The following is a 21,357-nucleotide window of genomic DNA, read 5'->3' as shown; positions in this document are numbered from 1 at the left end:
GACGGCCGCGCAGGGAGCCGGGTGGTGTCCCCTGTGCTGCGATCCGGGTGGTTTGGTCGCAACAGGAGACCATGAGGCTCCGCTCCCCTCCAAAAGCACCCCCTGCACGTCGAAGCCCCCGACGACCTTGGAAACGGGTGTCGGGGGCTTCTTAAGAGCTGGAAAGCGAGGTCAGCCGCCGGGGGTGCCCTCCGCCGCCTGGTCGAGGCGGAAGGCCTCGTTGCCCAGGCCGATCCGGGCGTGCACCTCGGGGCGGCTGCGGCGCAGCACGGCTCCGTAGACCAGGCCGGTGACGACGGCGGCGCCGATGATGCCGGGCAGGAGCCAGCTGAGCGCGGAGCCCTTCTCGGCGCCGACCAGGACGCCGAAGTCCTTGACGGTGTAGACGGCGATGGCGAGCAGGGCGAGGCCGGCGCTGCCGGCCGCGACGAGGCGCCAGACCTGGGCGCCGGCGGTGCCGCGGCGGACGAAGAAGGCGATGACGGCGAAGGAGGCGGCGGCCATGAGAAGGGTCACGCCGAGGGCGCCGACGCTGCCCATCCAGGTGAACAGGTGCAGGACGGGGGTGGTGGGGTCACCGGCCGGCTTGTCGTCGGAGACCGCGAAGGCGGTCACGACGAGGGCGGCGACGCCGGTCTGCAGCAGGGAGCCGGTGGCGGGGGCACCGGTTCCGGCGTTGGTGCGTCCGAAGGCGGCCGGGAGCAGGCCCTCGCGGCCCATGGCGAAGGCGTAGCGGGCGACGACGTTGTGGAAGCTGAGCATGGCCGCGAACATGCCGGTGACGAAGAGGACGTGCAGGACGTCGGTGAAGGTGGCGCCGAGCCGGCTCTCGGTGAGCTGGAAGAGCAGGGCGGGGCCGGCCTCGGCGGAGGTCTTGACGACCTCGGAGGGGCCGGTGGCCACGGTGAGGGCCCAGGCGCTGACGGCGAAGAAGAGGGCGACGAAGCCGACGGCGAGGAACATCACGCGGGAGACGACGATGTGCGGCTTGCTGGTCTCCTCGGCGTAGACCGGGGACTGCTCGAAGCCGACGAAGGCGGCGATGCAGAAGCAGAGCGCGGTGCCGAAGCCGGCGCCGCCGAGGGTCTCGGGGTTGAAGGCGTGGAGCGAGAGGCCTTCGGCGGCGGGCTTGCTGAGGGCGGCGACGTCGAAGACGACGACGAGGACGCACTCGACGAGGAGGAGGACCCCGAGGACCTTCGCGTTGAGGTCGATCTTGAGCCAGCCGAGCGCGCCGGTGACGGCGACGGCCAGCAGGGCCGGTATCCACCAGTTGAGCTCGATGTCGAGGTAGGTGGCGAAGAGGCCGGACATCTCGAAGCCGAGGATGCCGAAGACGCCGACCTGCATGGCGCTGTACGCGACCAGGGCGACGAGGGAGGCCCCCGCGCCGGCGGTGGGGCCGAGGCCGCGGGCGATGTACGCGTAGAAGGCGCCGGCGTTGTGGACGTGGCGGCTCATCTCGGCGTAGCCGACGCTGAAGAGCGCGAGGACGGCTCCGAGGATGACGAAGAGCAGGGGCTGGCCGACGACGCCCATGACCCCGAAGGTCGTGGGCATGACACCGGCGACGACCATCAGGGGCGCGCTGGCGGCGAGCACGGACAGGAGCAGGCCGGCGGTGCCGAGGCGGCCGGCGCGCAGGGCCCGGTCCTGGCCCTTGTACGTACGGATCTCGGCCGGGTCTTGGAGCGTGGAGGATCTGCCCGTCGGCATGGCGGCGTCCTTTCGGGGGCGTTGCGCTCGGGGGATGGGCGCTCGGTGGGGGGTGGCGGGGGTGCGTACGGGTGGTGCGGGGGGGGCGTCCTCGGCCGGCGCGGTCAGGCGGTGCCGAGTGCGACACCGCGGGCGGCGAGGAAGGCCTTCTGCGGGTCCCGGTCGGGATAGGACCAGGGGGCACGGGTGGCGTGGCTGCCGATGCGGTGGAAGAGGGCGGCGGCCTCGGCGGGGCGGCCTTCGCAGAGTTTGGCGTGGGCGAGGAAGTTGAGGTCGACGCGGTTGCGGGGGTGGTCCTCGCGCTCCCACTCCAGCCACCAGTCGAAGGCGGAGCGCAGGACCTGGCGGGCGCGGCGGCCGGCCCAGTGGGCGGCGGCCGACTCGGGCGAGTGCCCGTGCGTGGCGGCCAGTACCCGGTACCGCTCGGCGTGGGCGACGACGGGGAGGACCGCGAGCGGGGAGTCGGCCGGGGACTCCTCGGCGGCCCAGGACGCGAAGTCGTAGACCTCGTGGAGCGGGTCCTGGCCGGAGGCGAGGGCGCGCTCGGCCAGCCTGGCGACCATCAGGTGGTGGGCGTGGTGGTGCTCGCGGTGGCGGGCCCGGACCTGGTCGAAGTGGCGGCTGAACTCCTCCTCGCTGCCGAAGGCACGGGAGAGGAGGAGGAGCCCGAGCCAGGGCGTCGGGTCCGCCGGGAACAGGGCGGCGGCCCGGCGGCAGGCCTCCTCCGCCGCGGCCGGGGTGCCCTTCTGGCGCAGGGCGGTGAAGACGGTGGCGCAGGCGAGGAGAGTGGCGGCGTCGGCGCTCTGCGGTTCGGCGAGCAGCCACTCACGGGCCCAGGCGGTGGCCGCAGGGGTCTGCGCGAGGACGACGACGCGGTGGCCGCGGCGGTCCCAGTCGTCGCCGGTGCCGACGAGGAGGGAACGGGCCCGGGACCACCGGCCCTGGGTGAACTGGGACCGTACGTCGACGAGTTCGGCGTCGCACAGGGCCGGGTCGAAGAGCTGGGCGTCCCGCTTGCGGGCGCGGCCGAGGGGCGGCGGAGGCGGGGACATCCGCGGGGTTTCCCTCCAGGACGCGGGCGGACGGGGGTCGGCGGCGGCCGGATTCCCGCCGCGCGCGCGAGGCGCACGCGTGGGGGGACGGCCGGGTGTGGCGGGGGATCGCGACGGTGAGCGCGTCGGTGATCACGCACAGCAAAGCGGTACGCCCAGCTCCGCGTCAAGGTCCAGTCCACTGCGTGGCGGGTTTCAACTGCTGTAAACGTGGTGCGAGTTGGGTAGGAGTGGCTGGTTCTGTGCGTGTCCGCGCCGTCTCGTAGGGTGGCCGCATGACCACCTACGACGATCTTCCCCCGTATCTGCTGGGGTTCCCCGGGCCACTGCGCGACCAGCTGGTCGCGGCCGTGCTGAGCGGGGCGAAGACCAGTACCACCGGCCTGCTCGCGGAGTACGAGGCCGAGGACGAGCCGCTGCCGCGGCCCGGCGCCCGGTCCCTGCTGGTGGATTCCGCGGAGCGCGGGGTGGCGGTGGTGGAGGTGACCGCCGTGGAGGTGCTGCGCCTGGGGGACGTCGGGCTGCGGCACGCGCTCGACGAGGGCGAGGGCTACACGTCGGTGGCCGAATGGCGTACGGCACACGAGGAGTTCTGGCACAGCGAGCCGGTGCGCGGAGCAATCGGTGACCCGGGGTTCACGGTCGACGACGACACCCTCGTCATCGCGGAGCGGTTCCGGGTCACCGAACGGCTGGTCTGACGGCGCGGCGCGGCGCCGGGCCGCGCCGGGCCACGCCGGGCCACGCCGGGCCGGGCAGCCGACAGCAGGGGCAGAGCGGGCGACGGGCGCGATCAGGCGACGGCCCGGGCCGCGGCGCGGCCCGCCGCCCGGCCCGAGAAGATGCACCCGCCGAGGAAGGTGCCCTCCAGGGCCCGGTACCCGTGCACCCCGCCACCGCCGAATCCGGCCGCCTCGCCCGCCGCGTAGACGCCCGGCAGCGGCTCGCCGGTGCCGGTCAGGACGCGCGAGGAGAGGTCGGTCTCCAGGCCGCCCAGGGACTTGCGGGTCAGGATCGACAGCCGTACCGCGATCAGCGGCCCGGCCTTCGGGTCCAGGATCCGGTGCGGGGCGGCGGTGCGGATGAGCTTGTCGCCGAGGTATCTGCGGGCACCGTGAATGGCCGTGACCTGGAGGTCCTTGGTGAAGGGGTTGGCGATCTCCCGGTCGCGGGCCACGATCTCGCCCCGGACGGTGGCCTCGTCGAGGAGGTCCTCCTTGGTGACCGCGTTCATCCCGCGGACCAGCGCGGACAGGTCCCGCTCGACGACGAAGTCGGCCCCGTTGTCCATGAAGGCCCGGACCGGGGCGGGTACGGCCTGGCGCGCGCGGGTGAAGACGTCCCGGATCGACCTGCCGGTGAGGTCCGGGTTCTGCTCGGAGCCCGAGAGGGCGAACTCCTTGCCGATGATGCGCTCGTTGAGCACGAACCAGGTGTGGTCGTGGCCGGTCTTCATGATGTGGTCGAGGGTCCCGAGGGTGTCGAAGCCCGGGAAGAGCGGTACGGGCAGGCGCCTGCCCGTCGCGTCCAGCCACAGCGGGGAGGGGCCGGGCAGGATGCGGATGCCGTGCCGGGCCCAGATCGGGTCCCAGTTCTGGATGCCCTCGGTGTAGTGCCACATCCGGTCCTTGTTGATGTGGCTGGCGCCCGCCCGCTCCGCGATGCCGAGCATCAGGCCGTCGACGTGCGCCGGGACCCCGGAGAGCATCCGCTGCGGCGGGGTGCCGAGCCGGGCGGGCCATTGCGCGCGGACGAGGGCGTGGTTGCCGCCGATGCCGCCGCTCGTGACGATCACGGCCTGGGCCCGCAGGGTGAAGGTCCCGGTGACCTCACGGCTGCTGGCGGTGCCGCGTACGGCGTCGGAGGGTTCCAGGATCTCGCCGGTCACGGTGTCCACCGCGCCGGCCGTGGCGCAGAGCCCGGTGACACGGTGGCGGAACGCGAACCGCACCAGCCCGCGGGCCACACCGGCCCGGACCCGCCGTTCGAAGGGCTCCACCAGGCCGGGGCCGGTGCCCCAGGTGATGTGGAAGCGGGGGACGGAGTTCCCGTGGCCGTTGGCGTCGTAGCCGCCGCGCTCCGCCCAGCCGACCACCGGGAAGAAGCGGACGCCCTGCGCGTGCAGCCAGGAGCGCTTCTCGCCGGCCGCGAAGTCGACGTAGGCCTCGGCCCAGCGGCGCGGCCAGGCGTCCTCCTCGCGGTCGAACCCGGCGGTGCCCAGCCAGTCCTGGAGGGCGAGGTCGTGACTGTCCTTGATCCGCATCCGGCGCTGCTCGGGCGAGTCCACGAAGAACAGCCCGCCGAAGGACCAGTGCGCCTGGCCGCCGATGGACCGCTCCGGTTCCTGGTCGAGCAGGATGACCTTGCGGCCCGCGTCGACGAGCTCGGCGGTGGCCACGAGCCCCGCGAGCCCGGCCCCGATCACGATCACGTCTGCGTCGTACGTCATGCGGTTACCCGTCCTCCGTCGGTGGTGGGGCAGATCCTTGGCTACGGAGCGGTAACCAGTCAACAGCGGTGGTTGGATGACCCTTGTGAGTGCCGCTGATGAAGTACTGGACGTGGTGGACCGGGACGACCGGGTCGTCGGACAGGCCCCACGGGGCGAGGTGTACGCCCGGGGACTGCTCCACCGCTGTGTGTTCGTGCAGGCCAGGGACGCGCAGGGGCGGATCTTCGTGCATCGGCGGACCGCCTCGAAGCTGGTCTTCCCCGCGCACTACGACATGTTCGTGGGCGGGGTACTGGGCGCCGGCGAGAGCTATGCGCGGGCCGCGCTGCGCGAGGCCGAGGAGGAGCTGGGGGTACGGGGGCTGGCGCAGCCGGAGCCGCTGTTCAAGTTCCTGTACGAGGGTCCGGGCGGGGCCTGGTGGTCGTACGTGCACGAGGTGCGGTGCGAGCTGCCCGTGGCCCCGCAGGTCTCCGAGGTCGACTGGTTCACGTACCTGACGCAGGAGGAGCTGGACCTGCGGGTGGGCGGCGGGGATTGGGCCTGGGTACCGGACGGGCTGGAGGCCTACCGGCGGCTGCGCGCGCATCGGGAATCCCGCTTGTAGATTGATCGGGTGATCGACTTCGTCAAGGACGTGCGCCTCTGGTTCGCACCCTCGCGGCTGAGGGACGAGGGCGAGACCCCGGACTACCGCTTCTCACTGGCCAACGAACGGACCTTCCTCGCCTGGATCCGGACCTCGCTGGCCTTGGTGGGCGGCGGCTTCGCCGTCGACCAGTTCCTGCCGGACCTGCGCTGGGGGGTGCGGGTCGGGATGGCCTTCACGCTGCTCGCGGTGGGTGCGGCCTGTGCGCTGCGGGCGGTGAACCACTGGGTGCGGTGCGAGCGGGCGATGCGGCGGGGCGAGGACCTGCCGCTGTCGCGCTTCCCGGTGCTGCTGAGCCTGGGCGTCGGGCTGGTGGCGGTGGCGATGGTGGTGGTCGTGCTCCTGGGCTGGACGTCGGGGCGGTGAGCAGCTCGGGCGCGGACCGTGACGCCGGGCTGCAGCCCGAGCGGACCCGGCTCGCGTGGCGGCGTACGACGCTGGCCTCCTCGGTCGTGGCGGTGCTGGCGCTGCGGCAGGCGTTGCGCGGGTCGGGTGCGCCGGTGGAGATGGCCGGGGCGGCGGCCATCGCGCTGGTCTGGCTGGCGTTCCTGTGGGTGGCCCACCGGCGGATCCGGGCGCTGGCGGCGGGCCCGCCGCGGCGGCTCGCGCCGCGGGCGGCTCTGGCGGTGGTGGCGTGCACGGTGGCGCTGGCGCTCTTCGCGATGACGGTGATCCTCTGAGCCGTCGGCCGGTGTGATGATCGCGCTTCGCCGCGCCACTGCGACACAACGGGCGATACCGGGCAATTCACACTAACCTCGGCGCCATGACGACCCTGCACCACGAACACCCCACGCACCAGCACACGCACGGCGCGGACTGCGGGCACCAGGCGGTCCGGCACGGCGACCACGTCGACTACGCCCACGACGGCCATCTGCACCGCGAGCACTCGGGGCACTGGGACGAATGCGAGCCCGGCGGGCACACCACGCACGACGGCCACGCGCACGCGCACGGCTCGGACTGCGGGCACGAGACGGTCCGGCACGGGGACCACGTGGACTACCTGCACGACGGGCACCGGCACGCGGAGCACGACGGACACTACGACGATCACTGACCGGACCGCCTCGGGCCGGACCGCCGCCGGCCGGAGATCCGGCCGGGAGCGGTACCCGCCCTCCCCCGGCGCGGCAACGGCTGGCAGGATGCCGACCGTTCGCCGCAGCGACCCGGGGAGAATCCAGATGTCCGTCGAAGAACCGTACCTCGTCCAGCCCGCGCCGGGGGTGTACGCCTACGTCCAGCCGGACGGCGGCTGGTGCCTCAACAACGCCGGATTCGTGACCGACGGGGGCCGCACCCTGCTCGTGGACACCGCTGCCACCGAGCGGCGGGCCCTGGCGCTGCGGGACGCGGTCGTGGCGGCCGGGGTGCCGCTCCCCCGCACCGTGGTCAACACCCACCACCACGGCGACCACACGTACGGGAACGGCGTCTTCGCCCCCGAGGCGCTGATCCTCGGGCACGACAACGCCCGGTCCGAGCAGCTCGCCGCCGGGCACCAGCTGGAGATGATCTGGCCGTCCACGGACTTCGGCGCGGTCGACATCGTCCCGCCCGACCTCACCTACAGCGACCGGGCGACGCTGCACGTCGGCGCCACGGAGGTGCGGGTCATCCACCCGGGCGTCGCGCACACCACCGGGGACTCGGTCGTGTGGCTGCCCGGACAGCGGGTGGTGTTCACCGGCGACCTGGTCTTCGCCGGCGGGACGCCGTTCCTGGCAATGGGCTCCCTCGCGGGCTCGCTGCGGGCGCTGGAGCTGCTGCGCTCGCTGGACGCGGAGACCGTCGTACCGGGCCACGGACCCCTGACCGACCCCTCCGCCTACGACTCCACCGAGCGCTACCTGCGGTACGTGGCCGAGCTGGCCCGGGAGGGCCGGACGAAGGGGCTCTCCCCGCTGGAGGTGGCCCAGCAGGCCGATCTCGGCGAGTTCGGCGCCTGGCGGGAGAGCGAGCGGCTGGTGGCGAACGTGCACCGGGCGTACGCGGAACTGGCCGGCCGGCCGGAGGGCGCGCCGCTGGACATCCTGGCGGTCCTGACGGACATGACCGTGATGAACGGCGGTACACCGATCCTCTGCCACGCCTGACACGGCCGGATCCGGCCGGGCGGAGGGGATTGGTTCCGTCCGCACTCTGGACGACATACCGACTGGTCGGCATGATGGCTCGCGACGGTGCTCCGACGCACCATCGCTCTTCCCCTCGTCGACTCGCACGGAGGTGCGCACCATGACCTCAGACCCGGCCGACCCGCGCGGCCTGGACCTGGAGCGGCTGCGCGGTCATCTCGACCGGGCACGGCCGGGACTCGTGGCCGGGACGCTGCGCGGCCGGCTCATCGAGGGCGGCCGGTCGAATCTCACGTACGAGATCACCGACGGGACCGCCCGCTGGGTGGTCCGCCGCCCGCCGCTGGGCCACGTACTGGCCACCGCGCACGACATGCGGCGCGAGCACCGGGTCATCGCGGCGCTGCACGGCACGGCCGTGCCGGTGCCCGAGCCGGTGCTCCTGTGCGAGGACGAGGCCGTGCTCGGGGCGCCGTTCTACGTCATGGAGTACGTGGACGGGGTGCCGTACCGGACGGCCGAGCAGCTCGCGGAGATCGGCCCGGAGCGGACCCGGCGGGCGGTGCTGGGCCTGGTGGACACCCTGGTCGACCTGCACGCGGTGGACCCCGACGCGGTGGGTCTGGGCGACTTCGGCCGGCCCGAGGGTTTCCTGGACCGGCAGCTGCGCCGCTGGGGCAAGCAGCTCGCGGCCTCCCGGGGCCGGGAGCTCGCCGGGATCGACGAGCTGCACGGCGCGCTCGGCCGCGGGCTGCCCGACTCCCCCACCCCGACGGTGGTGCACGGCGACTTCCGGCTCGACAACGTCCTGATCGGCGGATCCCCGTCCGGCACCGACACCATTCGGGCGGTGCTGGACTGGGAGATGTCCACGCTCGGGGATCCGCTGACCGACCTCGGACTGCTGGTGATGTACAGCTCCGACCTGGGCCTGACCGGGTCGCCGGTCAGTACGACGAGCGGAGCACCGGGCCATCCGACGCCGGACGAGCTCGTCGAACGGTACGCGGCCCGCTCGGGCCGGGACACCGGGTCCATCGCCTGGTACACGGCCTTCGCCTGGTTCAAGCTCGCCGTGATCCTCGAAGGCATCCACTACCGCTACACGCTGGGGCAGACCGTCGGTGCGGGCTTCGACCGGATCGGTGAGCTGGTCCCGGTCTTCATCGAGCACGGACTGACCACGCTCCAGGACCGCCAGACGCGCCAGACCCGCCAGGAAGGCTGAGGAACCCGCCCATGGATTTCGCATTCGACGCCCGGACCGAGGAACTCCGCGAGCGGCTGCTCGCGTTCATGGAGGAGTACGTCTACCCGGCGGAGCCCGTCGCCGCCGAGCAGCGCGCACGGCTGGCCTCGCCCTGGGACACCCCGGCCGTCTTCGGTGAACTGAAGGCCGAGGCGCGCCGCCAGGGCCTGTGGAACCTCTTCCTGCCGGACGCGGAGCACGGCGCCGGCCTGACGAACCTCCAGTACGCACCGCTCGCGGAGATCACCGGCCGCAGCCCGCACCTGGCACCGACGGCCACCAACTGCGCGGCTCCGGACACCGGGAACATGGAGCTGCTCGCCCAGTTCGGGAACGAGGAGCAGCGGAAGCAGTGGCTGGAGCCCCTGCTGGCCGGGGAGATCCGGTCCGCCTTCGCGATGACCGAGCCCGAGGTGGCCTCCTCGGACGCGACGAACGTGGAGACGCGGATCGAGCGCTCGGCGGACGGCGGCGAGTACGTGGTCACGGGCCGCAAGTGGTTCATCTCCGGGGCGATGAACCCGGACTGCAGGATCTTCATCGTGATGGGCAAGACCGACCCGGAGGGCGCCGATCCGCGCCGCCAGCAGTCGATGATCCTGGTGCCGCGCGACACCCCGGGGGTCGAGGTGCGCCGGGCCATGACGGTGTACGGGTACGAGGACCACGACCACGGCGGCCACGCCGAGGTGGTCTTCGACGGGGCCCGGGTCCCGGCGGCGAACCTGATCGGCGAGGAGGGCACCGGCTTCGCCATCGCCCAGGCCCGGCTCGGCCCGGGCCGTATCCACCACTGCATGCGGCTGATCGGGATGGCGGAGCGGGCCATCGAGCTGATGTGCCGGCGCGCGGTGGAACGTACCGCCTTCGGCAAGCCGCTGGCCGCGCAGGGCGTCGTACAGAACTGGATCGCCGACGCCCGGGTGACGGTGGAGCAGCTGCGGCTGCTGGTGCTGAAGACGGCCTGGCTGATGGACACGGTCGGCAACCGCGGCGCGCACACCGAGATCCAGGCCATCAAGATCGCGACCCCGCGGGCGGTGGTGCGGATCCTGGACGACGCGGTGCAGCTGCACGGCGCGGGCGGGGTCAGCCAGGACTTCCCGCTGGCCGAACTGTGGGCGGCCGCGCGGACCCTTCGGCTGGCCGACGGACCGGACGAGGTGCACCAGCGCTCCCTGGCGCGGCGGGAGTTGAAGGGATACGCGGTCGGCCGTTCGTGAACGTGTGGGAATCGTGCGGGAGTTCATATGAACCTGTGTGCGAGGTGAAGGCGGTGCGGGGGACCGTTTAAGAAACCTTGTTGAACAACCCCTCAACCCCAAGGCGTCCTTGATTTGCGCCTGTCAATCGGAAGAGGGTTCTCCAGAAGGTCTGACGCCCCACACGTCAACACGAGGAGAACCCTCCAGATGGCAACTCACAAGCGCTCGCGCGGCTTCCGGTACGCGGCAGTCGGCACGGGAGCGGCCACGGCGGCCGCCGTGGCCCTGCTCGCCACCCCCCTCGCGGGGGCGGCGACACCGCCCGAAGGCACGGTCTACGGCCTCGGCGCGCCCGGCGCGATCAGCGGAAGTTACGTCGTCATACTCGACGCATCCGCGAACAAGGAACAGCTCGCCCGCAAGTACGGCGGCGAGCTGAAGCGCTCCTACGGCTCCGGGGTCAACGGCTTCTCGGCCGCGGGTCTCAGCGAGACGGAGGCGAAGCGGCTCGCCGCGGACCCGGCCGTCGGCAAGGTCGTGCAGAACAAGAAGTTCACCATCAACGCCACCCAGACCAACCCGCCCTCATGGGGGCTGGACCGGATCGACCAGACCGCGCAGGCGGGCGACAAGAAGTACACCTACCCCGACGGCGGCGGCGAGGGCGTGACGGCGTACGTCATCGACACCGGCGTGCGCACCACCCACAAGGACTTCGGCGGCCGCGCGACGTCCGGCTTCGACGCGGTGGACAACGACGACAGCGCCGACGACGGCAACGGCCACGGCACGCACGTGGCCGGCACCATCGCGGGAACCTCCCACGGCGTCGCCAAGAAGGCGAAGGTCGTCGCGGTGCGGGTGCTGGACGACAACGGATCCGGCACCACCGAGCAGGTGGTCGCGGGCATCGACTGGGTCACCCAGAACCACAAGGGCCCTTCGGTGGCCAACATGAGCCTGGGCGGCGGCGCCGACGAGGCCCTCGACGAGGCGGTGCGCCGGGCCGTCGCCTCGGGTGTCACCTTCACCCTGGCGGCGGGCAACGAGTCGGCCGACGCCGGTCAGGGCTCGCCGTCCCGGGTCACGGAGGCGATCACGGTGGCGTCGAGCACGATCGACGACCAGCAGTCCTCGTTCTCGAACTTCGGCTCCGTGGTGGACCTGTACGCGCCGGGTTCGGACATCACGTCCGCCTGGAACGACAGTGACACCGGGACGAAGACCATCTCCGGGACGTCCATGGCGGCCCCGCACGCGGCCGGTGCCGCGGCGGTCTACCTGGCGGGGCACCCGTCCGCGACTCCGGCCCAGGCGGCCGCGGCGCTGACGGGGGCCGCCACGTCCGGCGCCATCACCAACCCGTCGGCGGGCACGGCGAACAAGCTCCTGAAGATCGCCGAGTGACGGTGGCTCCGTAGGTGCCCCGAGGGGCCCTCGCCGCGTACGGACCAGGGGGATCCGTACGCGGCGGGGGCCCCGTTCGCGCTGTGCTACGGGCGCAGCGCGCGCAGCAGCAGGTCGGCGAGGTGGTCGGCGACCTGCTGCGGCGTGAGCGGGCCGTCCGCCCGGTACCAGGTGGACAGGTGGTGGACGGACCCGAAGTGGTAGTCCACCACCAGGTCGGCGGGGGTGGCGGCGGAGAACACCCCCGTGCGCTGGCCCTCTTCGACCAGCGCCCGGAAGCGCTCGTGGTAGCGCCGGCGCTCCGCCCGTACCTGCTTGGACTTCTCCGGGCTGAGCTGGTGCATCGACCGGAAGAAGATCATCGCGTCGTCGAGGTTCTCGATGGTCGTGACGACCACGTCGGCGGCCGCGGCCCGCAGCCGCTCCTCGACGGGGGCGTCGGAATCGGCCACCGCGTCCAGGCGCTGCTGCTGGAGCCGGAGCATCCGCGCGTACACCTCGTGCAGCAGATCGTCCTTGGACCCGAAGTAGTGGTAGAGCGCGCCCTTCGTGACGCCGGCCGCCTCGACGATCTCCTGGACCGAGGTGCGGTCGTAGCCGCGCTCGGCGAACAGCCGGGTGGCGACGGCCAGCAGCCGCTGCGGTACCGGGGCCTCGTGCGTGCCTGCGGGTTCCGTGGTCCGTGCCGCCATGGCGCTGACCTTCCCTTCCTCGTTCCTGCCTGGTCACCGCGACCAGCTGTACGACCGTCCGACTGTTTTCAGCCGCGATCGCGCAGTTCCCGTCGCAGGATCTTGCCACTGGTCGTCTTCGGAAGGACAGGCAGGATCTCGACCTGGCGCGGGTATTTGTACGCGGCGATGCGCTCGGCGCAGTGGGCGGCGAGCTCCGCCGGCTCCACCGAGGTGCCCGGACGCAGGCTCACGTACGCCTTCACGCTCTCCCCGCGGTAGGCGTCGGGGACGCCGACCACGGCGGCCTCGCGGACGGCGGGGTGGGTGTAGAGCACGTCCTCGACCTCCCGCGGCCAGACCTTGAAGCCGGAGGCGTTGATCATGTCCTTCTTGCGGTCGACGACGTAGAGCCAGCCGTCCGGGTCCATGAATCCGACGTCGCCGGTCCGCAGTTCGCCGTCCGGGAAGGCCTCGGCGGACTCCGCGGGCAGGCCCCAGTAGCCGGGCACCACCTGGGGGCCGCGGACGGCTATCTCGCCGGTCTCGCCGAAGGGGACCTCGGCGCCCTCCTCGTCGAGGATGCGGACCACGGTGTCGGCGCCGGGCAGGCCCACGGAGAGGGTGCCGGAGACGGGGTCGACGGGGGCTTCGAGGTGCACGGGCACGCTGGCGCAGGGGGCGGTGCACTCGGTGAGGCCGTAGCCGTTGCGGAGGTAGAAGCCGAAGGCGGTGCGCAGGCGCTCGACGAGCGCGGGCGGGAGCGGGGCGCCGCCGGACGAGATCACCTGGAACGAGGCGAAGTGGTCCGGGGTGGCGCCGGGGTGGGCGGCCAGGGCCATGAAGGCGGTGGCCGGTCCCACGGTGTAGGCGGGGCGGTGTTCGAGGAAGGCGTCGAGGACGGCGCCGGCGTCGAAGCGGTGGGCGAGGACCAGGGTGCCGGCGTTGGTGAAGCAGGCGGCGAGCTCGCAGACCATGCCGGTGATGTGGAAGAGGGGCGCGAGGGCGAAGTAGGCGGCGCCCTCGGGGAGGGGGTGGGAGGTGACCTGCCGGACGGCGTTGTAGGTGAGCGCGCCGTGCGGGTTCATCGCACCCTTGGGGGTGCCGCTGGTGCCGGAGGTGTAGCTGATGAGAGCGGTGTCGGTGGCGGTGAGGCCCGGGTCGCCGGGAGCGGGGCGCCCGCCGCGGGCCACGGTGGCGAGATCGGCGACGGCGACTCCGGCGGCGGGATCGGCTCCGCCCGGTCCGGCCGGACGCCTGGGGCCGGGCACCGTGCCCAGCGGCGCGGGGCCGAAGACCCGGGGGTCGTTGCGCGTCTGGAAGTCCAGGTCCGACGCGGTCAGCACGGTCCGTACGGCGCTGTCCCGCGCGGCCTCGCGCAGGTACGCCGTCCACGCGCCGCCGTCGCAGACCAGCGCGGCGGCGCCGGAGTCGCGCAGGATGTGCCCGGCCTCGCCGGACTTGTACATGGGGTTGAGCGGGACGACGACGGCCCCGGCCTTCCAGGCCGCGAGGACGGCGAGCACGAAGTGCGGGGTGTTCTGCAGCATGACGGCGACCCGGTCGCCGCGGCCGACGCCGCACGCCGCGAGGTGGCCGGCGACGGAGTCGGAGAGCGCGTCGGCCGCCGCGTAGCCGATCCGGCCGTCGAAGTACGACAGGGCGGTCCGCCCGGGGGCCCGGGCGACGGCGTCCCGGAAAGCGTGCAGCACGGTGGGCGGCGGTGCGACGGGCGCCCGCTGGGCCGCGGCGAGCTGCCCGAGCCACGGCTTGGCGGCGTACCGGGAGGAGGTCACCGGGTCTCCCATTTCTGCTGGAGGTGGTTCATGCCGCTCAGCCAGCGGTCCGGTTCGGTGGCGCGGGCGGCGTAGAAATCGGCGACCTCGGGGTGCGGGAGGATCAAGAACCGGCCCTTCTCCATGCCGTCGAACAGTGCGTCCGCGACCGCTTCCGGCTCGATCGCGGTCGGCGCGAGCACGAGTTCGCCCGCCGAGCCCGCGGCGGTCAGCATGTCGGTGCGCACCCCTTGCGGGCAGATGGCGTGGACCTGGACCCCGCGGTGGCGGTAGGTCAGCGAGAGCCATTCGGCGAAGGCGTACGCACCGTGCTTGGTGACACTGTACGGGGCCGCTCCGATCATGGTCAGGAGCCCTGCGGCCGAGACGGTGGACACGAACCGGCCGCTCTCGCGCTCCAGCCAGTCCGGCAGCAGCGCTCTGGCGGCGCGGACATGGGCCATGACGTTGGTGTCCCACGCCGCTTCCCAGACGGCCTCGTCGGCGAAGGCGTCGCCGCCCGAGGCGAGCCCGGCGTTGGCGCAGTAGACGTCGACCGTTCCGCCGAGGGCCTCGCGGGCCTCGGCCACGATCGCCGAGGCGTCGCCCGGCACCGGGATCGCCCGGGCGCCGATGGCGGCCGCGACCGCGGCGGCCCTGGCCGGGTCGAGGTCGTTGACGACCACCGTGGCGCCCTCGGCCGCGAAGCGGTGGGCGAGTGCGGCGCCGATGCCGCCGCCCGCGCCGGTGACGACGACTCGCTGGTCCTGGTACGCGCTCACGGGGTCCACCTCTCGTGCGGCAGGATGCCGGATCGCGGGCAGACTAACCGGTCGGTATGTCGGGAGGAAAGGGGTGCGGCTCGTAACGTGTCCGGATGACGCTGTCGCGACGCGGGGTGCTGGGGCTGGCAGGGGCCGTCGGATCGGCGGGCGCCCTGGGTGCGGCCGCGGCGCCCGGGTCCGCGGGACCGGCGGGCGGCCGGGTGCGTACCGGCTTCGAGCGGCTCGCCGCGGACGGGTACGCCGTGCTGGCCGGCCAGCGGGTCGGCGTCGTCACCAACCCCACCGGGATCACCGCCGACGCCCGGCACCTGGTCGACGTACTGCACGCGGACGAACGGGTCGACCTCGTGGCGGTGTTCGGGCCCGAGCACGGTTTCCGCGGGACGGCCCAGGCGGGCGGTTCCGAGGGGGCTTCCCGGGATCCGGCGACCGGGCTTCCGGTGTACGACACGTACGACAAGAGCGGACAGAAGCTCGCCGACGTGTTCACGGCGGCCGGGATCGACACCGTCGTCTTCGACATCCAGGACGTCGGGGCGCGCTTCTACACCTACATCTGGACGCTCTACGACTGCATGCGCGCCGCCGCGCTCGCCGGCAAGGCGGTGGTGGTGCTGGACCGGCCCAATCCGGTGGGCGGCCGGCGGGCCGCGGGGCCCGTGCTGGAGCGGCCGTACGCGAGCTTCGTCGGCCGGGAGCCGATCGCGCTGGCGCACGGGATGACGGCGGCCGAACTGGCCGGGCTCTTCAACGGCGAATTCCTGAAGGACCGCCCGGCCAGGCTGCGGACGGTGGCGATGTCCGGGTGGCGGCGGGGGTCGTTCTTCGGGGACACCGGGCTCCCCTGGGTGCCGCCGAGCCCGAACATGCCGACCCCGGACACGGCCCTCGCGTACGCCGGCACCTGCCTGTTCGAGGGGACGAACCTCTCCGAGGGGCGCGGGACGACCACGCCCTTCGAGGTGATCGGTGCGGAGGGGATCGACCGGCGGTGGGTGGAGGCGGCGAACGCGCTGGGGCTGCCCGGGGTGTGGTTCCGGGAGGCGTACTTCACTCCGGCCTTCTCCAAGCACGTGGGGAAGGTGTGCGGCGGGGTCCGGCTGATCGTGCACGACCGCGAGGCCTTCGACCCGGTACGGGCCGGAGTCGGGCTGCTGGTCACGGCGCGGCGGTCGTGGAGCGGCTTCGGCTGGCGGACGGACCACTGGATCGACCGGCTGACCGGCTCGGACCGGGTGCGCACGCTGGTGGACGCGGGGGCGGGCGTCGACGAGGTCGTGGGTGACTGGGCGGCGGGGCTGGCGCGTTTCGGGGCGGTACGCGAGGAGTACCTGCTGTATCCGTGATCCGACCGCGTCGGGGGGCTGGCCGGGCGGGCGCGGCAGCAGGATGCTGGCTGCACCGGAGGCGCGGCGTGAAGGGGGGACGTCATGGCGGACATCGGTGGCGGATTCAGGACCGGGGTCGCACGCACGGTCGGGCTCGGCGTCGGGCTCGGCGTAGGCGTAGGCGTAGGCGTCGGGCCCTATGCGGAGCTGACCTTCGACTCCGAGGGCGACGTGGACCGGGTCACGCAGGGGGCGGTGTCGCGGATGGAGGCGACCGACCTGCTGGTCTTCGCGCACGGCTGGAACAGCGACCGGTCCACGGCGACGCGGCTCTACGACCGGTTCTTCGCCCCCTTCCCGGAACTGGTGGGGTCGGGGGTGCGCCTGGGCTATGTGGGTGTCGTATGGCCCTCGATGCGGTTCTCCGACGAGCCGATACCGGACTTCGACCCGCCCGGCGCCCTCGCGCAACCGGACTCCGGCTGCGCGCTGGACCCCCTCACCCGGCGGGCGCTCGGGGAGTTCTGGCCGGAGCGGCGGGCGGAGCTGGACCGGGTGGCCGAACTGCTGGAGGAACGGCCGGATTCGGCGGCCGCCCTCATCGAGTTCGGCGCCCTGGTACGCGAGTTGGCGGGGGTGGACGCGGTGCCCGCGGTGCTCGCGCCGTCGGTACCCGCGATCTTCACGGATGACGTGCTGGAGGTGTGCCGGGCCCTTTCCGCCGCCCTGGTCAGGGCGGGCGCCCCGGGTGAGGCGGGCGCGGCGGTGCCACCGGCCGCGGCGGGCGGCGCGGGTATCACAGTCGGCGGCGGGCTGCGCGGCCTGTGGGGCGGCGCCAAGGAACTGCTGCGACAGGCGGCGTACTACAAGATGAAGAAGCGGGCGGGTGTGGTCGGTGAACGCGGCCTCGGCCCGGTGCTGGCCCAGCTGGCGGCCGCCCGCCCCGCCCTGCGGTTCCATCTGATCGGGCACAGCTTCGGGGCCCGTGTCGTCTCCTTCTCGCTGCGCGCCGTGCCGGAGCGGGCCCGGTACGTGAAATCCGTGACCCTCCTCCAGGGGGCCTTCTCCCACTACGCGTTCGCCGACCGGCTGCCGCACGACAAGGCGAACGGCGGCGCCCTGCGCGGCCTCCACCGGCGGGTCGACGGGCCGGTGGTCGCCTGCCACTCCCCGCACGACTCGGCCCTCAAGGTCTTCTACCCGCTGGCCTCCCGGATGGCAGGGGATTCGGCCGGTCTGCTCGGATTCGACGAGCGATGGGGCGCCATCGGGCACGACGGGGTCCAGGCGGTTCCGGGCGCGCCCCGGCTGAGCCTGGACGCCGCCCTGCGCGAGGGGGTGCCCGCAGCCGGTTGCGTCAGCGTGGACGCGGGCTCCGTGGTGCGGCGCGGCGGTGCCCCGTCGGGGGCGCACAGCGATATCTGCCACGAGGAACTGGCCCGGGTGGTGGTGGCCGCGGGGCGCATGGGGCGCTGACTTCTGGCCATGTGCCACCCGCACGCCTCGACCGCCCCCGCATGCGCCTGCCTCCGGCCGGGCATGTTGGGCACATCGGCGGAGGTGATGGTGTGATGGCGGGATTCCGGAGTCTGGCCTACCAGGTGCGCGACGCGCGCAATGACCGGGCTTTGCGGCGCCACTCGCTGCGCCGCTGCCTGGAGCGGTTCGCGCCGTACGGGCACCGGGCCACGTGGTGGCACCTGTGCGACCGGCACGGGATCGCCCCGGAGGACCGGGGGGCCGATCCGCTGCGGCTGGTCGCGGCCTTGGAGGAGCTGGAGGACGCGCGGGCGGTCTGGCTGGAGTACGAGCGCCAGTTCGCGGAACGGCGCCGCCGCGAGAAGCACCACGGGCTGCGCCGGCCGGAGTGGGCGTGGGGCGGGAGCGGGGACGCGGTGGTGCGGTGCGCGGATCCGGGGGTGCGGCCGGAGGGGGCGCTGGGCGAGGTGCTGCGGCGGCTCGTGCGGGCGCTGGAGTCGGCGCCGGGGACGGCGTGCCCGGTGTGCGGGGACACCGAACTGCACTGGCCGGAGGTGGCTCCGGTCGGCCCCTGGGCGGGGGCGCTGGCCTGGGACGGGCCGGTGTGCGCGGGCTGCGGGATCGTGGTGCCCAGACCGGCCCTGGTGGACGCCCCGGCACTGCTGGACATCCCCTCGGCGGGAGCCGCGTGAGCACACCGCCGCAGGCGCCCTTGCCGCTGCCGGTGCCTGTGTCGGTGTCGTTGAACGGCTCGCGGAACGCCGCGGACGGCCCGGCCGTGCCGCTGTCGCCGCGGGCGCTGGCGGAGTCGGCGCTGGCGGCCGTCGCCGCCGGGGCCGGGGAGGTGCTGGTGCATCCGCGGACGCCGTGCGGGCGGGAGAGCCTCTCGCCGCGGGTGGTCGGGCCGGTGGTGGAGGAGCTGCGGCGCACGGGGGTCGGCGTAGCGCTGTCGGTACCGGTGTCGATCGCCGCCGAGCCCGATCCGGCGGGGCGCCTGGAGCGGATCGCCTCGTGGACGGTGCTGCCGGACCGGGCGGTGGTCCACTTCGGGCAGCCGGACGCCGCGGAGCTGGCGCAGGCCCTGCTGGCACGGGGCGTCGCGGTGGACGCGGTGGTACCGCTGGGCGGTGCGGCCGGGCCGGAACCGCTGGCCCGGTTCCTGGCCTGGCCGGTGCGCGAGCCCGGGCGGGTCCGGCTCTCGGCCGAGCTGGCGGCGCCGGATCCCGCCCTGGTGGCGGGGCTGCGCGCCCTGCCGCCGGTACCGGTGCTGCTGTACGGGCGGGACGCGGCCGCCTGGCCGGTGCTGCGGCTGGCCGCGCGGTGCGGCACGGGCGTGCGGACCGGCGTGGGCGATGTGACGCACCTGCCGGACGGGCGGCCGGCGCGGTCCAACGCCGAACTGGTGGCGGCGGCCCGGGAGATGGTCGCGCGGGAATCGGCGGCGCGGGCGGCCTAGCGGCCTAGAGCCGCGAGCCGGTCAGCCGCTCGCCGAAGACATCGTCCGGGTTGGACAGGGCGCAGGTCTTCATCGAGAGGCAGCCGCAGCCGATGCAGTCCGTCAGGTGGTCGCGCAGACGGCCGAGCCGGGTGATGCGTTCGTCGAGTTCGGCGCGCCAGGCCTCGGAGAGACGGGCCCAGTCCGCACGGTTGGGGGTGCGTTCCTCGGGGAGCTGGGCCAGCGCCTCGCGGATGCTGGCCAGCGGGATGCCCACGCGCTGGGCGGCCCGTACGAAGGCCACCCGGCGCAGGGCGTCACGCGTGTAGCGGCGCTGGTTGCCGGAGGTGCGGCGGCTGCTGATCAGGCCCTTGGCCTCGTAGAAGTGGAGCGCCGAGACGGCCGCGCCGCTGCGGGCGGACAGCTGACCGACGGTGAGCTCGTGGATTTTCTCGGGAATCTGCGGCACCCGGCCGAGCGTAGTCGGCGGTGCGTTGACATACACATACGCCCCCCAGCATGCTGAGCAAGCGCTTATTCGTTGTCAGTGGTCCGCGAGAGACAGGAACAGGGCATGGCCGAGCCGAGGGTCTTCACGTCCGCCGAGGAGCTGCACGCCGGGATCGGCGAACCGCTCGGCCCCAGTGAGTGGCTGGAGGTGGACCAGAAGCGGATCGACCTCTTCGCGGACGCCACCGGCGATCACCAGTGGATCCATGTGGACCCGGAGCGCGCGGCGGGCGGACCCTTCGGCTCCACCATCGCGCACGGCTATCTGACGCTGTCGCTGCTGCCGATCCTGGTACCGCAGATCATGCGGGTCGACGGCATGCGGATGGGCCTCAACTACGGGACGAACAAGGTCCGCTTCCCGGCGCCGGTGCCGGTCGGTTCACGGCTGCGCGCCACCGCCGTGATCACGGAGGTCACGGAGGCGGGAGGCGGCGTGCAGGTCACGGCCACCGTCACGGTCGAGCGCGAGGACGGCGACAAGCCGGTGTGCGTGGCGGAGTCGGTCTCGCGCTACTACTTCTGAGGGCCCGGCCGCGCGGCGACCATGCGGAGTACGAGGTCGGCGTAGAGTCCGCCGACCTCGTCGGGCGTGCGCTGTCCGGCCACGTTGAACCAGCGGGCCACGTCGATGCACAGCGACAGCACGGCGAGCGTGGTGCCCGGCACGTCGGGGACGTCGAACTCCCCCGCGGCCACCCCGTCGGCGATGATGCGGCGCACGGCCGCGTCGCTCTGCCGGCGCAGCGCCACGATCTCGGTGCGGTGCTCGGGAGCGAGGGCGTCGAGCTCGTACTGGACCACGCGCGCGGTGGTGTGGTGCGCCGCGTGCCAGCGTACGAAGGACCGCACGGCGGCATCGAGGCGGTCGGCGGCACTGCCGGGGCCGTCGGCGGCGGTGGTGAGGATCTCCAGCGCCTTGTCGTGGCCGATCCGGCTGATCCGGTGGAGCAGCTCTTCCTTGGTCTTGTAGTGGATGTAGAGCGCGGCCGGGCTCATACCGGCACGCCCCGCGATGTCACGGGTGGTGGTGGCGTGGTAGCCGCGCTCGGCGAAGGCTTCGACGGCGGCGACGAGCAGCCGCCGTGCGGCGTCGGGGGTGACCTCGGACCACGGCTGGTAGCCGTCGACCGTATCCTCCGCGCTGCCCATCGCTCACTCACCCTTCACCGTGTGGAAGTGAACACCCTACCGGAGGGTGAGCAAGCGCTTAGCGATGTCGCGCCGACCGGGCCCGGCGAGCCGGCTACTTCGGCGCGAAGGGGTCGTACTCGGCCATCATCTTCTCCATTCTGGCCTGATCCACCCGGCTGACGATCTGCGTGACCTCCTGGCGGTCACGGATCACCTTGGCGAGGGTGAAGGCCGAGGTGGTGAGGTAGAGGACCGCGATGCCGAGGAAGGCCCGGACCCAGCCGCTCGCCTCCAGGTTGTAGATCCCCACGGCCACGGCGCCGATGGCGATCCCGAAGGAGGCGACGGCCTGTCCGTAGTACGCCCCCGTGCTCTGCTGCTTGACCGGTGTGTCGTTCATGGGTCGAGCATCGGGCGGACCGGGGAAGG

General features: G+C 73.2%; 23 protein-coding genes. 14 read left to right on the top strand and 9 right to left on the bottom strand.

The annotated features are described in order from the left end of the window. Window positions 1-171: 171 nt before the first annotated feature. Both Sspor_RS32365 and Sspor_RS32360 read right to left on the bottom strand, forming a co-directional pair. Window positions 172-1,716: an APC family permease gene (locus Sspor_RS32365; RefSeq protein WP_202202262.1), complete on the bottom strand. Its 1,545-nt coding sequence runs from the start codon at window positions 1,714-1,716 to the stop codon at window positions 172-174. A gap of 104 nt (window positions 1,717-1,820) precedes the next feature. Beyond that, window positions 1,821-2,768 (bottom strand): hypothetical protein, encoded by a 948-nt coding sequence (locus Sspor_RS32360; RefSeq protein WP_202202261.1) that lies wholly within the window; start codon window positions 2,766-2,768, stop codon window positions 1,821-1,823. Between the two features lie 275 nt (window positions 2,769-3,043). On the opposite strand from Sspor_RS32360, the gene Sspor_RS32355 reads away from it, so the two are divergent. After that, window positions 3,044-3,469 (top strand): ASCH domain-containing protein, encoded by a 426-nt coding sequence (locus tag Sspor_RS32355; protein ID WP_202202260.1) that lies wholly within the window; start codon window positions 3,044-3,046, stop codon window positions 3,467-3,469. A 92-nt stretch (window positions 3,470-3,561) separates the two neighbouring features. Here the strand turns inward: Sspor_RS32355 and Sspor_RS32350 are convergent, their stop codons facing one another. After that, window positions 3,562-5,217: an FAD-binding dehydrogenase gene (locus Sspor_RS32350; RefSeq protein WP_202202259.1), complete on the bottom strand. Its 1,656-nt coding sequence runs from the start codon at window positions 5,215-5,217 to the stop codon at window positions 3,562-3,564. An 85-nt stretch (window positions 5,218-5,302) separates the two neighbouring features. On the opposite strand from Sspor_RS32350, the gene Sspor_RS32345 reads away from it, so the two are divergent. The 8 genes from Sspor_RS32345 (at window position 5,303) to Sspor_RS32310 (ending at window position 11,811) form a co-directional block, all read left to right on the top strand. Then, complete coding sequence (locus Sspor_RS32345) at window positions 5,303-5,824, top strand: NUDIX domain-containing protein (protein ID WP_202204011.1); 522 nt, start codon at window positions 5,303-5,305, stop codon at window positions 5,822-5,824. Window positions 5,825-5,833: 9 nt separating this feature from the next. After that, window positions 5,834-6,232, top strand: a complete 399-nt coding sequence (locus Sspor_RS32340) for a YidH family protein (RefSeq protein ID WP_202202258.1) — start codon at window positions 5,834-5,836, stop codon at window positions 6,230-6,232. Further along, window positions 6,229-6,546 (top strand): DUF202 domain-containing protein, encoded by a 318-nt coding sequence (locus tag Sspor_RS32335; RefSeq protein WP_202202257.1) that lies wholly within the window; start codon window positions 6,229-6,231, stop codon window positions 6,544-6,546. The genes Sspor_RS32340 and Sspor_RS32335 overlap by 4 nt, the downstream gene beginning before the upstream one ends. Before the next feature lie 86 nt (window positions 6,547-6,632). Next, window positions 6,633-6,929, top strand: a complete 297-nt coding sequence (locus Sspor_RS32330) for a hypothetical protein (RefSeq protein ID WP_202202256.1) — start codon at window positions 6,633-6,635, stop codon at window positions 6,927-6,929. 127 nt (window positions 6,930-7,056) lie between these two features. Continuing rightward, window positions 7,057-7,968, top strand: a complete 912-nt coding sequence (locus Sspor_RS32325) for an MBL fold metallo-hydrolase (RefSeq protein ID WP_202202255.1) — start codon at window positions 7,057-7,059, stop codon at window positions 7,966-7,968. Between the two features lie 142 nt (window positions 7,969-8,110). Then, entirely contained in the window at window positions 8,111-9,178 is a 1,068-nt protein-coding gene (locus tag Sspor_RS32320) for a phosphotransferase family protein (protein WP_202202254.1), read from the top strand. 11 nt (window positions 9,179-9,189) lie between these two features. Next, the gene (locus tag Sspor_RS32315) at window positions 9,190-10,422 is read left to right on the top strand and encodes an acyl-CoA dehydrogenase family protein (RefSeq protein ID WP_202202253.1); all 1,233 of its coding nucleotides are present in this window, start codon (window positions 9,190-9,192) and stop codon (window positions 10,420-10,422) included. A 189-nt stretch (window positions 10,423-10,611) separates the two neighbouring features. Beyond that, window positions 10,612-11,811 (top strand): S8 family peptidase, encoded by a 1,200-nt coding sequence (locus Sspor_RS32310; protein WP_202202252.1) that lies wholly within the window; start codon window positions 10,612-10,614, stop codon window positions 11,809-11,811. A gap of 86 nt (window positions 11,812-11,897) precedes the next feature. On the opposite strand, the gene Sspor_RS32305 is transcribed toward Sspor_RS32310, so the two are convergent. The 3 genes from Sspor_RS32305 to Sspor_RS32295 form a co-directional block, all read right to left on the bottom strand. Continuing rightward, window positions 11,898-12,503, bottom strand: coding sequence for a TetR/AcrR family transcriptional regulator (locus Sspor_RS32305; protein WP_202202251.1), 606 nt, complete (start codon window positions 12,501-12,503; stop codon window positions 11,898-11,900). 68 nt (window positions 12,504-12,571) lie between these two features. Further along, window positions 12,572-14,290 (bottom strand): class I adenylate-forming enzyme family protein, encoded by a 1,719-nt coding sequence (locus tag Sspor_RS32300; protein WP_202202250.1) that lies wholly within the window; start codon window positions 14,288-14,290, stop codon window positions 12,572-12,574. Beyond that, on the bottom strand, window positions 14,275-15,039 hold the full coding sequence (locus tag Sspor_RS32295) for an SDR family oxidoreductase (RefSeq protein WP_372499606.1): 765 nt from the start codon (window positions 15,037-15,039) through the stop codon (window positions 14,275-14,277). The genes Sspor_RS32300 and Sspor_RS32295 overlap by 16 nt, the downstream gene beginning before the upstream one ends. 95 nt (window positions 15,040-15,134) lie before the next feature. On the opposite strand from Sspor_RS32295, the gene Sspor_RS32290 reads away from it, so the two are divergent. From Sspor_RS32290 to Sspor_RS32275, 4 genes are all read left to right on the top strand, one after another. Continuing rightward, entirely contained in the window at window positions 15,135-16,388 is a 1,254-nt protein-coding gene (locus tag Sspor_RS32290) for an exo-beta-N-acetylmuramidase NamZ family protein (RefSeq protein WP_202202248.1), read from the top strand. Between the two features lie 84 nt (window positions 16,389-16,472). After that, entirely contained in the window at window positions 16,473-17,846 is a 1,374-nt protein-coding gene (locus Sspor_RS32285; RefSeq protein WP_237404124.1) for a serine-threonine protein kinase, read from the top strand. 95 nt (window positions 17,847-17,941) lie between these two features. Beyond that, the gene (locus Sspor_RS32280) at window positions 17,942-18,541 is read left to right on the top strand and encodes a hypothetical protein (RefSeq protein WP_202202247.1); all 600 of its coding nucleotides are present in this window, start codon (window positions 17,942-17,944) and stop codon (window positions 18,539-18,541) included. Next, window positions 18,538-19,305, top strand: coding sequence for a 3-keto-5-aminohexanoate cleavage protein (locus Sspor_RS32275; RefSeq protein ID WP_237404123.1), 768 nt, complete (start codon window positions 18,538-18,540; stop codon window positions 19,303-19,305). The genes Sspor_RS32280 and Sspor_RS32275 overlap by 4 nt, the downstream gene beginning before the upstream one ends. A gap of 4 nt (window positions 19,306-19,309) precedes the next feature. On the opposite strand, the gene soxR is transcribed toward Sspor_RS32275, so the two are convergent. Continuing rightward, on the bottom strand, window positions 19,310-19,753 hold the full coding sequence (gene soxR / locus Sspor_RS32270; RefSeq protein ID WP_202202246.1) for a redox-sensitive transcriptional activator SoxR: 444 nt from the start codon (window positions 19,751-19,753) through the stop codon (window positions 19,310-19,312). Between the two features lie 105 nt (window positions 19,754-19,858). On the opposite strand from soxR, the gene Sspor_RS32265 reads away from it, so the two are divergent. After that, entirely contained in the window at window positions 19,859-20,320 is a 462-nt protein-coding gene (locus tag Sspor_RS32265) for a MaoC family dehydratase (RefSeq protein WP_202202245.1), read from the top strand. Here the strand turns inward: Sspor_RS32265 and Sspor_RS32260 are convergent. Both Sspor_RS32260 and Sspor_RS32255 read right to left on the bottom strand, forming a co-directional pair. After that, entirely contained in the window at window positions 20,311-20,946 is a 636-nt protein-coding gene (locus tag Sspor_RS32260; protein ID WP_202202244.1) for a TetR/AcrR family transcriptional regulator, read from the bottom strand. The genes Sspor_RS32265 and Sspor_RS32260 overlap by 10 nt on opposite strands. 94 nt (window positions 20,947-21,040) lie before the next feature. After that, the gene (locus tag Sspor_RS32255; RefSeq protein ID WP_202202243.1) at window positions 21,041-21,328 is read right to left on the bottom strand and encodes a YiaA/YiaB family inner membrane protein; all 288 of its coding nucleotides are present in this window, start codon (window positions 21,326-21,328) and stop codon (window positions 21,041-21,043) included. Between the last annotated feature and the right edge of the window lie 29 nt (window positions 21,329-21,357).

The sequence above is a fragment of the Streptomyces spororaveus genome (assembly GCF_016755875.1).
Taxonomy (GTDB): domain Bacteria; phylum Actinomycetota; class Actinomycetes; order Streptomycetales; family Streptomycetaceae; genus Streptomyces; species Streptomyces spororaveus.
Note: the sequence above shows the minus strand (reverse complement) of the source record. Positions and strands in the feature narration are given on the sequence as shown.

Coding starts and splice junctions, on each gene's coding strand:
- Sspor_RS32365 (WP_202202262.1), bottom strand. CDS start 1,716: ATGCCGACGGGCAGATCCTCCACGCTCCAAGACCCGGCCGAGATCCGT.
- Sspor_RS32360 (WP_202202261.1), bottom strand. CDS start 2,768: ATGTCCCCGCCTCCGCCGCCCCTCGGCCGCGCCCGCAAGCGGGACGCC.
- Sspor_RS32355 (WP_202202260.1), top strand. CDS start 3,044: ATGACCACCTACGACGATCTTCCCCCGTATCTGCTGGGGTTCCCCGGG.
- Sspor_RS32350 (WP_202202259.1), bottom strand. CDS start 5,217: ATGACGTACGACGCAGACGTGATCGTGATCGGGGCCGGGCTCGCGGGG.
- Sspor_RS32330 (WP_202202256.1), top strand. CDS start 6,633: ATGACGACCCTGCACCACGAACACCCCACGCACCAGCACACGCACGGC.
- Sspor_RS32325 (WP_202202255.1), top strand. CDS start 7,057: ATGTCCGTCGAAGAACCGTACCTCGTCCAGCCCGCGCCGGGGGTGTAC.
- Sspor_RS32320 (WP_202202254.1), top strand. CDS start 8,111: ATGACCTCAGACCCGGCCGACCCGCGCGGCCTGGACCTGGAGCGGCTG.
- Sspor_RS32315 (WP_202202253.1), top strand. CDS start 9,190: ATGGATTTCGCATTCGACGCCCGGACCGAGGAACTCCGCGAGCGGCTG.
- Sspor_RS32310 (WP_202202252.1), top strand. CDS start 10,612: ATGGCAACTCACAAGCGCTCGCGCGGCTTCCGGTACGCGGCAGTCGGC.
- Sspor_RS32305 (WP_202202251.1), bottom strand. CDS start 12,503: ATGGCGGCACGGACCACGGAACCCGCAGGCACGCACGAGGCCCCGGTA.
- Sspor_RS32300 (WP_202202250.1), bottom strand. CDS start 14,290: ATGGGAGACCCGGTGACCTCCTCCCGGTACGCCGCCAAGCCGTGGCTC.
- Sspor_RS32290 (WP_202202248.1), top strand. CDS start 15,135: ATGACGCTGTCGCGACGCGGGGTGCTGGGGCTGGCAGGGGCCGTCGGA.
- Sspor_RS32285 (WP_237404124.1), top strand. CDS start 16,473: ATGGCGGACATCGGTGGCGGATTCAGGACCGGGGTCGCACGCACGGTC.
- Sspor_RS32280 (WP_202202247.1), top strand. CDS start 17,942: ATGGCGGGATTCCGGAGTCTGGCCTACCAGGTGCGCGACGCGCGCAAT.
- Sspor_RS32265 (WP_202202245.1), top strand. CDS start 19,859: ATGGCCGAGCCGAGGGTCTTCACGTCCGCCGAGGAGCTGCACGCCGGG.
- Sspor_RS32260 (WP_202202244.1), bottom strand. CDS start 20,946: ATGGGCAGCGCGGAGGATACGGTCGACGGCTACCAGCCGTGGTCCGAG.
- Sspor_RS32255 (WP_202202243.1), bottom strand. CDS start 21,328: ATGAACGACACACCGGTCAAGCAGCAGAGCACGGGGGCGTACTACGGA.